Annotated in this window: 14 protein-coding genes; 9 read left to right on the top strand and 5 right to left on the bottom strand. The window is 70.5% G+C overall.

What is annotated here, in order from left to right; all coding sequences use genetic code 11:
- Positions 1–4: 4 nt before the first annotated feature.
- Complete coding sequence (locus AC1RGU_RS00810) at positions 5–1,678, top strand: SulP family inorganic anion transporter (protein ID WP_492694095.1); 1,674 nt, start codon at positions 5–7, stop codon at positions 1,676–1,678.
- 10 nt (positions 1,679–1,688) lie between these two features.
- Here AC1RGU_RS00810 and AC1RGU_RS00805 read toward each other — a convergent pair whose 3' ends face one another.
- Complete coding sequence (locus AC1RGU_RS00805; protein WP_492694094.1) at positions 1,689–2,447, bottom strand: helix-turn-helix transcriptional regulator; 759 nt, start codon at positions 2,445–2,447, stop codon at positions 1,689–1,691.
- A gap of 141 nt (positions 2,448–2,588) precedes the next feature.
- Here AC1RGU_RS00805 and AC1RGU_RS00800 point away from each other — a divergent pair, with 141 nt between their 5' ends.
- Positions 2,589–4,025 (top strand): amidase, encoded by a 1,437-nt coding sequence (locus AC1RGU_RS00800; protein ID WP_492694092.1) that lies wholly within the window; start codon positions 2,589–2,591, stop codon positions 4,023–4,025.
- A gap of 8 nt (positions 4,026–4,033) precedes the next feature.
- Here the strand turns inward: AC1RGU_RS00800 and AC1RGU_RS00795 are convergent, their stop codons facing one another.
- Positions 4,034–4,537, bottom strand: a complete 504-nt coding sequence (locus tag AC1RGU_RS00795; RefSeq protein WP_062477116.1) for a hypothetical protein — start codon at positions 4,535–4,537, stop codon at positions 4,034–4,036.
- Positions 4,538–4,576: 39 nt separating this feature from the next.
- On the opposite strand from AC1RGU_RS00795, the gene AC1RGU_RS00790 reads away from it, so the two are divergent.
- The 7 genes from AC1RGU_RS00790 to AC1RGU_RS00760 all read left to right on the top strand — a co-directional run bounded on the left by AC1RGU_RS00790 (position 4,577) and on the right by AC1RGU_RS00760 (position 10,170).
- Positions 4,577–4,783, top strand: coding sequence for a DUF3460 family protein (locus tag AC1RGU_RS00790; RefSeq protein ID WP_062477114.1), 207 nt, complete (start codon positions 4,577–4,579; stop codon positions 4,781–4,783).
- A gap of 68 nt (positions 4,784–4,851) precedes the next feature.
- Positions 4,852–5,688 carry a segregation and condensation protein A gene (locus AC1RGU_RS00785; protein ID WP_056578351.1) on the top strand — a complete coding sequence of 279 codons (837 nt, stop codon included), beginning with the start codon at positions 4,852–4,854 and terminating at the stop codon, positions 5,686–5,688.
- A gap of 20 nt (positions 5,689–5,708) precedes the next feature.
- Positions 5,709–7,292 (top strand): L-aspartate oxidase, encoded by a 1,584-nt coding sequence (gene nadB / locus AC1RGU_RS00780; RefSeq protein WP_492694090.1) that lies wholly within the window; start codon positions 5,709–5,711, stop codon positions 7,290–7,292.
- A 72-nt stretch (positions 7,293–7,364) separates the two neighbouring features.
- Positions 7,365–8,270, top strand: a complete 906-nt coding sequence (gene panB / locus AC1RGU_RS00775) for a 3-methyl-2-oxobutanoate hydroxymethyltransferase (protein WP_159278152.1) — start codon at positions 7,365–7,367, stop codon at positions 8,268–8,270.
- A gap of 19 nt (positions 8,271–8,289) precedes the next feature.
- A complete protein-coding gene (gene panC, locus AC1RGU_RS00770; protein ID WP_492694088.1) occupies positions 8,290–9,132 on the top strand; it encodes a pantoate--beta-alanine ligase in 843 nt (280 codons plus the stop codon).
- On the top strand, positions 9,129–9,767 hold the full coding sequence (gene queE / locus AC1RGU_RS00765) for a 7-carboxy-7-deazaguanine synthase (protein ID WP_492694086.1): 639 nt from the start codon (positions 9,129–9,131) through the stop codon (positions 9,765–9,767). Before panC ends, queE begins: the two co-directional genes overlap by 4 nt.
- Positions 9,768–9,807: 40 nt before the next feature.
- A complete protein-coding gene (locus AC1RGU_RS00760; protein WP_492694084.1) occupies positions 9,808–10,170 on the top strand; it encodes a 6-carboxytetrahydropterin synthase in 363 nt (120 codons plus the stop codon).
- A gap of 7 nt (positions 10,171–10,177) precedes the next feature.
- On the opposite strand, the gene nadA is transcribed toward AC1RGU_RS00760, so the two are convergent.
- From nadA to AC1RGU_RS00745, 3 genes are read right to left on the bottom strand one after another with little or no spacing between them, the layout of a single operon-like run.
- Positions 10,178–11,293: a quinolinate synthase NadA gene (nadA, locus tag AC1RGU_RS00755; protein ID WP_492694083.1), complete on the bottom strand. Its 1,116-nt coding sequence runs from the start codon at positions 11,291–11,293 to the stop codon at positions 10,178–10,180.
- A 6-nt stretch (positions 11,294–11,299) separates the two neighbouring features.
- A complete protein-coding gene (gene nadC / locus AC1RGU_RS00750) occupies positions 11,300–12,178 on the bottom strand; it encodes a carboxylating nicotinate-nucleotide diphosphorylase (protein WP_487847817.1) in 879 nt (292 codons plus the stop codon).
- Positions 12,179–12,199: 21 nt separating this feature from the next.
- Entirely contained in the window at positions 12,200–13,237 is a 1,038-nt protein-coding gene (locus tag AC1RGU_RS00745; RefSeq protein ID WP_492694081.1) for an NAD(P)H-dependent glycerol-3-phosphate dehydrogenase, read from the bottom strand.
- Between the last annotated feature and the right edge of the window lie 15 nt (positions 13,238–13,252).

Below are 13,252 nucleotides of genomic sequence, written 5' to 3'. Positions count from 1 at the left end.
GCACATGTCGTCGCCGCTGAACCTCACCCGCTTTCGCCCCCGCCTGCTGGACACGATGGCCGGCTACGACCGGGGGCGGTTCCTGGGGGACCTGGGCGCGGGCGCCACGGTGGGCATCGTCGCGCTGCCGCTGGCCATGGCCTTTGCCATCGCCTCAGGGCTCAAGCCCGAGGCCGGCATCTGGACGGCGATCATCGCGGGCTTCCTGATCTCGCTGCTGGGCGGCTCGGCCGTGCAGATCGGCGGGCCGGCAGGCGCGTTCATCGTGATCGTCTACGGCATCGTCGAGCGCTACGGCGTGGCCAACCTGCTGATCGCTACCGCCTGCGCGGGCGTGCTGCTGTTCATGGCGGGGCTGTTCGGGCTCGGGCGGCTGGTGCGCTTCGTGCCGCTGTCGATCGTGGTGGGCTTCACCAACGGCATCGCGGTGCTGATCCTGCTGTCGCAGCTCAAGGACTTGCTCGGCCTCACGGTGGAGCGCATGCCGGCCGACGTGTTCTCGCAGCTGCACGCGATGGCGCTGCGGCTGGACACCTTCAACCCGCACGCCTTCGCACTCGGGCTGGCCTGCGTGATCGGGCTGCTGGCGTGGTCGCGGCTGTTTCGCGGCGACTCGGCGCTGGCGCGCGCGGTGCAGCGCGTGGGCGGACGCTGGGTGCAGACGCGCCCGGTGCAGATCGTCGGGCGCATCCCGGGGCCGATCGTCGCGCTGGTGTCGCTCACGCTGGTGTCGTGGGGCTTCGCGCTGCCCGTGGAGACCATCGGCACGCGCTTCGGCGGCATTCCCGAGGGCGTGCCGGCCTTCGCGTTGCCCGATTTCTCGTGGGAGACCGTCAAGCAGCTGGTGACGCCGACGCTGACCATCGCGCTGCTCGGCGCCATCGAATCGCTGCTGTGCGCGCGCGTGGCCGACCAGGTCAGCGGCCAGCCGCGCCACGACCCCAACCAGGAGCTGATGGCGCAGGGCATCGCCAACCTGGTCACGCCCTTCTTCGGCGGCATGCCGGCCACGGGCACCATCGCGCGCACCGTGACCAACATCCGCTCCGGCGGCAGCTCGCCCATCGCGGGCATCGTGCATGCGGTCACGCTGCTGGTCGTGGTGCTGCTGGCGGCGCCGCTGGCGCGCCATGTGCCGCTCGCGGTGCTGGCGGGCATCCTGGTGTTCGTGGGGCTGAACATGGGCGAGTGGCGCGAGTTCACGCCCGGCCAGCTGCGCCACTTCAGCCGCCACTACCGGCTGCTGATGCTCGGCACCTTCTTCCTCACGGTGGTGTTCGACCTCACGGTGGCGGTGCAGGTGGGCATCGTGCTGGCGTGCGCGCTCTTCATCCGGCGCATGAGCGGGCTGTTCAGCGTCGAGCTGGTGACGCTGCAGCCGCCGGTGCTCACCTACCGGCTGTACGGCGCCATGTTCTTCGGCGCGGCGGCCAAGCTCGACGAAGCAGTGAACGCCGCGGAGCGCGCGCCGCGCGGCATGACGGTGGTGCTGGACGCCACGCACCTGATCTACATCGATGCCACCGGCGTCGATGCGCTGCGGCAGTTGCACCGGGCGGTGCTGGCGCGCGACGGGCTGCTGCGCATCGAGTCGCTGCAGCCGCAGCCGCTCGAGGTGCTGGAGCGCTCGGGCTTCGCCGAGGAGCTGACCTCGGGCCGGCCCGCAACGACCTCCTAGGCGGGGCTCGTCAGGCCTGCGCGGCCTCGCCGCACACCAGCCGCGCCATCTGCACCTTGCTCGTGACGCCGAGCTTGGCGTACACCTGCCGCAGGTGGTGACGCACCGTCGCCGGGGAACTGTCGAGCCTGCGGGCCACCATCTTGTAGCTGTGGCCCTCGCCGAACAGGCGGGCCACCTCGGCCTCGCGACGGCTCAGCACCGCCAGGGCCGATATGCCGGGCGCCGGCGTCTCCCGCAGCCGCAGCGCCTGCGCCGAGACCAGGTGAGGCATCAGCAACTCCAGCAGCGCGTGTTCGCGCGCGCCGAAGCTCGCGGCTTCGCGGCCGTACAGCGACAGGTGCGTCCACCACGGCGAATCGGGCGCATGCAGCATCACGCTGAGCACCCGGTCGAGGCGATGGTCCGAAGCGAAGGCGCGCAGCGACCCCACCGGTGGCAGCTCGTGCGACGCCATCGCCATGCCATGGCCCGGTCGTGCCATCACCGCGGCCACCATCGGATCGAGGTGGCGCACACGGCACCAGTCGGACACGAAATCCGGCGCCAGCCCGCGCGTGTGGCCGTCTCGCGGCTCGAGCCGTCCGGCGGCGAACACCGAGCGGCCGAACCAGGCGGCATCGAACGCAATGTGGCCGGCCAGCCAGTCCAGCAGCCCGCCGGCGGCCGATGCCTCGGGCGCAGCGGCCCGCGGATACAGATCGAGCAACAGCGCGCCGAGCTGTGCGGCCGGAATGCAAGACCCCGAAGAAGAACTGCTGTGCGCCATGCGGCGCGATCTTAGGGGCCGCCCGATCGCGAGCGGTTGCGGAGATTCCCGCATCGTTCATCTGAACGACTGCCGTTGCCGGACACCCCACCCTACGCTGCACGGCGTTCCCACATCACACACGAACAGGACACCGTTGCCATGAACCTCGCCGACTACAGCCGCCTCGACGCCACCGGGCTGGCCGAATGCATCCGCCGCAAGGACATCAGCGCCGCCGAAGCGCAGCAGTGCGCGCGCCAGGCGGCGACCGCGCTCAACCCGCGCATCAACGCCATGGCCGAGCTTTTCGACGCCCCTCTGTCGCACGACACGCAGGGTCCGCTGGGCGGCGTGCCCTTCCTCATCAAGGACCTGGTGCTGCAGGCCGAGGGCGTGCGCTGCCAGGCCGGCAGCCGGCTGTTCGGCGACGGGCTGCCGGCTGCCGCAGACAGCGCGTTGATGGCGCGCTTTCGCCGCGCCGGCCTGGCCACGCTGGGGCGCACCTGGACCCCGGAACTCGGCTTCAACGCCACCACCGAGAGCGCCCTCGGCGGCGCGACGCGCAACCCGTGGAACCTGGCGCACAGCGCGGGCGGCTCCAGCGGGGGCTCGGCCGCGGCGGTGGCCGCCGGCATCGTGCCCATGGCGCACGCCAACGACGGCGGCGGTTCGATCCGCGTGCCCGCCGCCGCCTGTGGCCTGATCGGGCTGAAGTCCAGCCGCGGCCGCATCAGCGCCGGCCCGGGCTACGGCCAGCCGCTGATGGGCCTGGGCATGGAGGGCGTGGTCTGCCGCACCGTGCGCGACGCCGCCGCCGCGCTCGACCTCATGCACGGCCCCGAGCTGGGCGATCCGTTCCTGATGGCTGCGCCCGCGCAGCCCTACGCACAGGCCATCCGGTCGGCGCCGCGCCGGCTGCGCATCGCGGTGAGCACGCAGTTCCCGGGCACGCAGCCGGCGGCGCAACCCTGCGTCGACGCGGTGGAGGCGACGGCGCGCACGCTCGCCGGTCTCGGGCATGCCGTGGAATGGGCGACGCCGTCGTATGCGCACGAGGCCTTCTTCTCGGCCACGCGCACCTTCTGGTCCTCGTTGCTGGCGGCCGGCGTGGCGGGCGCGGCGCAGGCGCTGCAGATGCCGCTGGAGAAAGCGCTGGGCCAGGTGCAGGCCTGCACCCGCGCCACCGCCGAGCACGGGCTGCGCCTGAGCGCGCTCGACCTGGAACTGGCGCTCGCGCAGATGAATGCGGTCTCGCGCGAGGTGGCGCCCTTCTTCGCGCAGCACGACATCCTGCTCACGCCGACGATGCGCACCCCGCCCGTGGCGCTGGGCTACCTCGACCAGGACGACCCCGCGCGCGATGCGCAGGGTTTCTTCGACCACCTGTTCGACTACGCGACCTTCACGCCGCTGGCCAACCTCACCGGCCAGCCGGCGATCTCGCTGCCCCTGGGGATGGCCGGCGACCTGCCGATCGGCGTGCAATGCATGGCGCCCATGGGCGACGAGGCCACGCTGCTGCAGCTCGCCGCGCAGCTCGAGCAGGCCATGCCCTGGGCCGCGCGGCGCCCGGCGCTGCACGCGTCGGCGCTGTAGGCCCGCGCTCAGGGCGCCTCGGTGCCCCGATCAGGCGACGACCCGCTGCGCACCACGCGCTGGTCGTCGTTCAGCGTGGCGGTGAAGACCATCGACGAATTCGGTGGCTGCACCCAGCGCCATTCCCATTCGGTCTCGCGCTTGAGCGCATAGGGCGTGACCTTGGCCGGCTTGCCCAGCAGCTTGCGCAGGTCTTCCATCATCATGCCGGGCTGCACCTTGGCGAAGTTCTCGGGCGTGAGCACCTGGCGCAGCGCGCTCATCTTGCCGTCGGCACCGATGGTGATCATGTAGTTCTTCTGGCCCTGCGGCTGGCGGTTGAACTCCAGCACGCGGCCGTTGGGCACGTCCCAGACGTTCTCGGGTTCGCCGAAACGCGCGCGCACGTCAGCCTCGGTCGAGACGCCCTCTTCGAGCTCGCTGATGCGCTGCGGATCGCAGCCCGCGAGCCCGATCAGCGCCGCCAGCAGTCCTGCCACGAGGCCGATCCGGCCCTTCTGAAATCGTTGCATGCCGTCCCCGGTAAAATTCGAGCGATAAAGGTCCAGTCTATGTCCATCTTCCGCCGCCCCCACTACACCTCCGAGATCACGAACTTCATCGAGGAGATGAAGCAAAAGAAGCCGACGCTCGAGGCCGAACAGCGCGCCGGCCGCGCCCTGCTGTGGGACAAGCACCTCGACCGCAGCCTGCTCGAGGAGTACAGCGAAGCGCGCGTGCCGATGCAGCCGTACGTCTACCAGACCCAACCCAAGTGAATGGTGCCCACCCGGCATCCCGCCGCCCAGCCTGCGCGCACAGCTATTAAGTTGATAGCAACCTCCTCATGAGCGCAGACGAGGACAACGGCACGATCGTGGCCAGCATGCCCGAGGTCGTCGACCAGGTCGCCCTGGCCCGGCTCTACGGCGAGCCGCTGTTCGCGATGCCGAAGGACCTGTACATCCCGCCCGAGGCGCTGCAGGTCTTCCTGGAGGCCTTCGAGGGCCCGCTGGACCTGTTGCTGTACCTGATCCGCAAGCAGAACTTCAACATCCTCGACATCCCGATGGCGGGCCTGACGCGGCAGTACCTGAGCTACGTCGACGAGATTCGCCAGACCAACCTCGAACTCGCGGCCGAATACCTGCTGATGGCCGCGATGCTGATCGAGATCAAGTCGCGCATGCTGCTGCCGCCCAAGAAGGTGGCCGACGGCGAAGAGGCCGAAGACCCGCGCGCCGAGCTGGTTCGCCGGCTCATGGAGTACGAGCAGACCAAGCTGCAGGCCGCCGCCATCAGCGCGCTGCCGACCTACGGGCGCGACTTCTGGAAGGCGCAGGTCTACATCGAGCAGTCGATCAAGCCGCGCTTCCCCGACGTCGACGTGGTCGAGCTGCGCGACGCCTGGGCCGACATCATGAAGCGCGCCAAGCTCGTGCAGCACCACAAGATCTCGCGCGAAGAGCTCAACGTGCGCGAGCACATGAGCATCGTGCTGCGCCACCTGCAGGGCCAGCGCTTCGTCGAGTTCGAGAAGCTCTTCGACGTCTCGCGCGGCGTGCCGGTGCTGATCGTCACCTTCATCGCGATGCTCGAGCTCGCGAAGGAGACGCTGATCGACATCACGCAGGCCGAGGCCTTCGCCCCCATCTACGTCCGACTGGCCTACTCGCCGGCCTGACCCAACCGGTTCCCACGCCTGTGACTTCCGCCGTTCGCGACTTCGACGTCCTCATTGTCGGCAGCGGCCTCGCAGGCCTCTCCGCCGCATTGCACCTGGCCCCCACCCACCGCGTGGCCGTGCTCACCAAGCGCGCGCTGAACGACGGCTCCAGCGCCTGGGCGCAGGGCGGCATCGCGGCCGTGCTGGCGGCGGGCGACAGCTTCGACGCCCACGTGGAAGACACGCTGGTCGCCGGCGCCGGCCTGTGCGATCCCGAGGCCACGCGCTTCGTGGTCGAGGGCGCGCCGCAGGCCATCGGCTGGCTGCGCGAACTCGGCGTGCCCTTCTCGGAAGAAGGCGGCGACCTGCACCTGACGCGCGAAGGCGGCCACAGCCAGCGCCGCATCGTGCACGTGACCGACGCCACCGGCGCGGCCGTGCAGCAGGTGCTGATCGAGTGCGTGCGCCGCACGCCCAACATCACGCTGTTCGAGCACCACACCCTGGTCGACCTGGTCACCGGCACCAAGCTCGGGCTGGCCGATCCGTCCTGCCAGGGCCTGTACGCGCTGGACGACGAGACCGACGAGGTGCTGCCCTTCCGCGCGCCGCACACCATCCTGGCCACGGGCGGCGCTGGCAAGGTGTACCTGTACACCACCAACCCCGACACCGCCACTGGCGACGGCATTGCCGCCGCCTGGCGCGCGGGCTGTCGGGTGTCGAACCTGGAGTTCATCCAGTTCCACCCGACCTGCCTGTACCACCCGCATGCCAAGTCGTTCCTGATCAGCGAGGCGGTGCGCGGCGAAGGCGGCCTGCTCAAATTGCCCGACGGCACGCGCTTCATGCCGAAGCACGACGAGCGCGCCGAACTCGCGCCGCGCGACGTGGTGGCCCGCGCCATCGACTTCGAGATGAAGAAGCACGGCCTGGACTGCGTGTACCTCGACATCTCGCACCAGCCGCCCGCGTTCCTGAAGGAACACTTCCCCAACATCCTGGCGCGCTGCCTGGAGCTGGGCATCGACATCACGCGCGAGCCGATTCCCGTGGTGCCCGCTGCGCACTACACCTGCGGCGGCGTGCTCAGCGACCTGGCCGGTCGCACCGACATCCCGGGCCTGTACGCCATCGGCGAAACCGCCTGCACCGGCCTTCACGGCGCCAACCGGCTGGCCAGCAACTCGCTGGTCGAGTGCATGGTGTTCGCGCGCGCCGCGGCCGACGCCATTGCGCAGGCGCCGTCGCGCGAACGCGCCGCGCTGCCCGCCTGGGACGAAAGCCGCGTCACCGACGCCGACGAAGCCGTGGTCATCTCCCACAACTGGGACGAACTGCGCCGCTTCATGTGGGACTACGTCGGCATCGTGCGCACCAACAAGCGCCTGGAGCGTGCGAGCCACCGCATCGCGCTGCTGCAGGCCGAGATCCAGGAGTTCTACGCGAACTTCCACGTCACGCGCGACCTGCTCGAACTGCGCAACCTGGTGCAGGTGGCCGAGCTGATCGTGCGTTCCGCGCAGGCCCGCCACGAGAGCCGTGGCCTGCATTTCAGTCGCGATTACCCTTCGCTGGCCGAGCCCACCGCACCCACCGTGCTGGTGCCGCCGGTCGACTGAGCCCACCCTTCGTCACCTTTCGATCACCCTCAGGATGCCCGGCCACCGACGCCCGCAGGGAGAAAGCCAACCATGTCGAACACCCCTACCCCACCCACCCCACCGTCCGAAGCCCCGCCCGCCTCGCCCTACGGCACGCTGCCGCCCGCCTCGCCCCTGGCGCAGCGCAAGCCCGTGAGCCTGCCGCGGCTGGCCGACATGCATGCGCGCGGCGAGAAGATCGCCATGCTCACCGCCTACGACGCCACCTTCGCAGCCATGGCCGACGCGGCCGGCATCGACTGCCTGCTGGTCGGCGACTCGCTCGGCATGGTCTGCCAGGGCCTGAACAGCACCGTGGGCGTGAGCCTGGAGGCCATGCGCTATCACACCGACAGCGTCTCGCGCGGCCTGCGCCGCGTGCAGGGCACGACCTGGCTCATCGCCGACCTGCCCTTCGGCAGTTATCAGGAATCGCGCGAGCAGGCCCTGGCCAGCGCCACCGTGCTGATGCAGGCCGGTGCGCACATGGTCAAGCTCGAAGGCGGCGGCTGGACCACCGAAACGGTGCGCTTCCTGGTCGAGCGCGGCATTCCCGTGTGCGCCCACCTCGGCCTGACGCCGCAGACCGTGCATGCGCTCGGCGGCTACCGCGTGCAGGGCAAGGGCGACACCGCCGGCGCGCTGCTCAAGCAGCAGGCCCACGCGCTGCAGGACGCGGGCGCGGCCATGCTGGTGCTCGAGATGGTGCCGGCCGCGCTGGCCGCCGAACTCACCACGGAGCTGAAACACTGCGCCACCATCGGCATCGGCGCCGGCAAGGCCACCGCGGGCCAGGTGCTCGTGCTGCACGACATGCTGGGCATCAACCTCGGGAAGATGCCGAAGTTCGTGCGCAACTTCATGGCCGACGCGCCGGGCGTGCTGCCCGCGCTGCAGGCCTACGTGCAGGCCGTGAAGAACGGCAGCTTCCCCGACGACCGCCTCCACGCCTGGTAAGCACAGAAGGACACCGACCATGTACATCGCCAAGACCATCGACGAACTGCGCCAGCACCTGTCTTCCAGCCAGCGCCCCGCCTTCGTGCCCACCATGGGCAACCTGCACGAGGGCCACCTCGCGCTCGTGCGCCAGGCCAAGCCGCTGGGCGACGCCACGGTGGCCAGCATCTTCGTGAACCGCCTGCAGTTCCTGCCGCACGAAGACTTCGACACCTACCCGCGCACCTGGGACAGCGACTGCGAGAAGCTGCGCGCCGCCGGTTGCGACGTGCTGTTCGCACCCGACGAGAAGGCGCTCTACCCCGAGCCCCAGACCTGCAAGGTGCACCCCGACCCGGCGCTGGCCGACCTGCTCGAAGGGCACTTCCGCCCCGGCTTCTTCATCGGCGTGTGCACGGTGGTGATGAAGCTGTTCCAGTGCGTGCAGCCGCGCGTGGCCGTGTTCGGCAAGAAGGACTACCAGCAGCTCATGATGATCCGCCACATGGTGCGGCAGTTCGCGCTGCCGATCGAGATCGTGGGCGGCGAGACCTTCCGCGCCGACGACGGCCTGGCGCTCTCCTCGCGCAACGGCTACCTGAGCGCCACCGAGCGCGCCGAGGCCGTGCAGCTGTCGAAGGCGCTGCGGGCCATGGCCGAGGCCGTGCGCGCCGGCGAGCGCGACGTGGCCGCCCTCGAGGCGCGCGCCATGCAGTCGCTCGCGCAGCGCGGCTGGCAGCCCGACTACCTGGTGCTGCGCCGCCGCGCCGACCTGCAGGCGCCGCAGCCCGGCGATGCGCTCGTGGCCCTGGCCGCCGCGCGGCTGGGCAGCACGCGGCTCATCGACAACCTCGAAATCGACACGCCGCTCGCCGCATGACCTACAGCGTCAAGGAAATCTTCTATACCTTGCAGGGCGAAGGCGGCCAGGCCGGCATGCCGGCCGTGTTCTGCCGCTTCGCCGGCTGCAACCTCTGGACCGGCCGCGAGGAAGACCGCGACACGGCCGTCTGCCGTTTCTGCGACACCGACTTCGTCGGCACCGACGGCACGCTGGGCGGAAAGTTCAAAAGCGCCGACCAGCTCGCCGACACCATCGCCGCGCAATGGCCCGCCGGTGACACCGCGCACCGGCTGGTCGTGCTCACGGGCGGCGAGCCGCTGCTGCAGGTCGATGCGGCGCTGGTCGACGCGCTGCACGCGCGGCACTTCCGCATCGCGGTCGAGAGCAACGGCACGGTCGCCGCGCCCGCGGGCATCGACTGGTTGTGCATCAGCCCCAAGGCCGGCGCGCCGTGGGTGCAGCAGCGCGGCCAGGAGCTGAAGCTGGTGTGGCCGCAGGTCGGCATCGACCTCGATGCGATGGCACGCACGGGCGAATTCACGCACCGCTTCCTGCAGCCAATGGACGGGCCCGACCGGCTCGCCAACACCGAGCTGTGCATTGCCGAATGCATGAAGCAGCCGGTGTGGCGCCTGAGCGTGCAGACCCACAAGATCACGGGCATCCGCTGACGCGCGGCCCCTTTTTAGTTTCGAGTTTCTTTTTCTGACGATGCGCTTCACCATCAGCCAACGCTTCTTCTTCGACGCCGCCCACACGCTCAAACGCGAGATCGAGGTCGAAGGCAGCCGCCGTATTCACGGCCACACGTATTACGCGGAGGTGTGGCTGGCGGGCGAGCGCGACCCGGTGACGGGCATGGTGATCGACCTGGGCCTGCTGCGCCGCCGGCTCGAGGACGTGCGCGAACAGCTCGACCACCACCTGCTGGACGACGTGCCGGGGCTGCATCCGCCGACGCTGGAGAACCTGTGCGTGTTCATCGCCGACGCGCTGCCCGACCTGCGGCCGTCGCTGGCGCGCGTGCGCGTGTGGCGCGAGGCGCTCGGCGACAGCTGTACGGTGGAGTTCTAGCCGCCGGTCAGGCGGCGCCGATGCCAGCGACCAGGCTGCCCGGCGCCTGGCCGTTCTTCAGCCCGGCGGTGAACGCCAGCATGCGGTCGATCGGCACGCGCGCGCGCACGCCCAGCGCCGGATCGACGTGGATCTCGCCCGCGCCGGTCTCCAGCGCGTTCGCCAGTTCGACCAGCCCGTTCATCGCCATCCACGGACAGTGCGCGCAGCTCTTGCAGGTGCCGCCGTTGCCCGCCGTAGGCGCTTCGATGAAGGTCTTGCCGGGGTTCAGCGTGCGCAGCTTGTGCAGCATGCCGGTGTCGGTCGCGACGATGAACTCGGTCGCGTCGAAGCGCTGCGCCGCGTTCAGGATGGCCGAGGTGGAACCCACCGCATGCGCCAGCGCGATCACGTCCGAGGGCGACTCGGGGTGCACCAGCACCTTGGCCTTCGGGTGTTCCTTCATGAGCAGCTCGAGTTCGAGCGCCTTGAATTCGTCGTGCACGATGCACGCGCCATTCCAGCTGACCATGTCGGCGCCGGTCTGGCGGCGGATGTAGTCGCCCAGGTGGCGGTCGGGGCCCCAGAGGATCTTCTGGCCGGCCGCATGCAATGCGTTCACCACGTCGAGCGCGCAGCTGGAGGTGACGAGCCAGTCGGCGCGCGCCTTCACGGCCGCGCTGGTGTTGGCGTAGACCACCACGGTGCGGTCGGGATGCTCGTCGCAGAAGGCGCTGAATTCGTCGACCGGGCAGCCCAGGTCGAGCGAGCAGTTGGCGTCCAGGTCGGGCATCAGCACGCGCTTCTCGGGCGAGAGGATCTTCGAGGTCTCGCCCATGAAGCGCACGCCCGACACCACCAGCGTGGTGGCGGCGTGGTCGCGGCCGAAGCGCGCCATCTCGAGCGAATCGCTCACGATGCCGCCGGTTTCCTCGGCCAAATCTTGCAGGTCGGGGTGCACGTAGAAGTGCGACACCATCACCGCGTTGCGTTCGCGCAGCAGACGGCGGATGCGGTCCTTCAGCGCGACGCGCTCGTCGGGCGAAGGCTCGGGGGGCACGCGGGCCCAGGCGTGGCGCGTGTCGCAGACCGCGCCTTGCGCGGGCTGTTCGTAGTCGACATCGATGACGGAAGCGGTCGTCATGGCGGTTCAGTGGGTCAGGAAGCGCATCGAGTAGTCGATGGCCTTCACGTCCTTGGTCAACGCGCCGATCGAGATCCGGTCGACACCGGTCTCGGCCAGGGCGCGCAGGCCGTCGAGCGTGACGCCGCCCGAGATCTCGAGCACGGCCTTGCGGCCCTCGCCCACGGCGTCGTTCAGGCGCACGGCCTCGCGCAGCGTGGGCAGGTCCATGTTGTCGAGCAGCACCATGCGGGCGCCGGCGTCCAGCGCTTCCTGCAGCTGGGCCAGGGTCTCGACCTCGACCTCGACAAAGGCGGCCTGCGCGGCCACGGGCGCCACCGCGCGCAGTGCGGCGGCCACGCCACCGGCCGCGGCGATGTGGTTTTCCTTGATGAGCACCGCGTCGTACAGGCCGATGCGGTGGTTCAGCCCGCCGCCGGTGCGCACGGCGTACTTCTGCGCCAGGCGCAGGCCCGGCAGGGTCTTGCGGGTGTCGACGATGCGGGCACGGGTGCCCTTCACGGCGTCGGCATACAGCGCGGTCTTTGTGGCGACGGCGCTCAGCAGCTGCAGGAAGTTGAGCGCGGTGCGCTCGGCCGTCAGCAGCGCGCGGGCGCCGCCTTCGATTTCAAGCACGGGCTGGTCGGCGGCGCAGCGCTGGCCCTCGCCGCACAGCCAGGTGATGCGCGCCTGCGGATCGAGCCGCCGCACGGTGGCCTCGACCCAGGGCGCGCCGCACACCACGGCGGTTTCGCGCGCGAGCACGCGGGCATGGGCGGTGCGGGAGGCGTCGACCAGCGAGGCGGTCAGGTCGCCGTCGGCGACGTCTTCCTGCAGGGCGCGGGCGACGTCGGACTCGGCCAGCGCGGCGACGGCCGACGCCGAGAAATCAAAGCGAGGGCTCATGTCTCTGGAATCTCTAATTTTTCAGGAGGAGTGGCGGGGAGCCGAACCGGCTTGCACCGATTCCGGCACCGGGTCGCGCCCGGTCAGCGCCGCGACGGCGTCGCGCGGGCTCACCTGGCCGTCGAGCAGCGCGACCACGCCTTCGGCGATGGGCATCTCGATGCCCAGGCCGCGCGCGCGCTGCACCACGGTGCGGGCGCAGTACACGCCCTCGGCCACGTGGCCCAGCGAATCGACGGCCTGCGCCAGCGTGCGGCCCTGGGCCAGCAGCAGCCCGACCTTGCGGTTGCGCGACAGGTCGCCGGTGGCGGTCAGCACGAGGTCGCCCAGGCCCGACAGGCCCATGAAGGTGTCGGCGCGGGCGCCGAGCGCCAAGCCGAAGCGGGTCATTTCGGCCAGGCCGCGGGTGATCAACGCCGCGCGGGCGTTGAGCCCGAGCGCGAGGCCGTCGCACAGCCCGGTGGCGATGGCGAGCACGTTCTTCACGGCGCCGCCGACTTCGACACCGACGATGTCGTCGTTGGCGTACACGCGCAGGGCCGGGCCGTGGAAGGCATCGACCAGCGCATCGCGCACGCTGGCGTGCGGGCTGGCGGCCACCAGCGCGGTCGGGCGCCCTTCGGCGACCTCCTGCGCAAAGCTGGGGCCGCTGAGCACGCCCGCCTTCAGTTCGGGAGCGACCTGGGCCCAGATCTCGTGGGCGAGCAGGCCGTAGGCGGTGGGAGAGGTGCTGTCGAGCGCGGGCTCGACGCCCTTGCACAGCCACGCCACCTGGGCGCTGGTGCCGCGCAAGGCGATCAGCTGTTCGCGCAGGGCGGCCATGGGCGTGGCCACGATGACGAGGTCGGCCCCGGCCTGCGCCTGGGCGATGTCGCCCGCGCGCACGGCCAGCGAGGCCGGCAGGGCCAGCCCGGGAAGGTAGCGGGTGTTTTCACGCGCGGCCGACATGGCGTCGGCCTGGGCAGCGTCGCGCGCCCACAGCGTGACCTCGTGGCGGGCCGCCGCGTTGACTGCGACGGCCGTGCCCCAGGCACCGGCGCCATGAACGCAGATCTTCATCGTGCGCTGGCGGCG

This window comes from Variovorax sp. GW823-FHT02B07, from assembly GCF_058797695.1.
The sequence above is the reverse complement of the archived record's forward strand: the minus strand, read 5'-3'. Positions and strand labels throughout refer to the sequence as shown.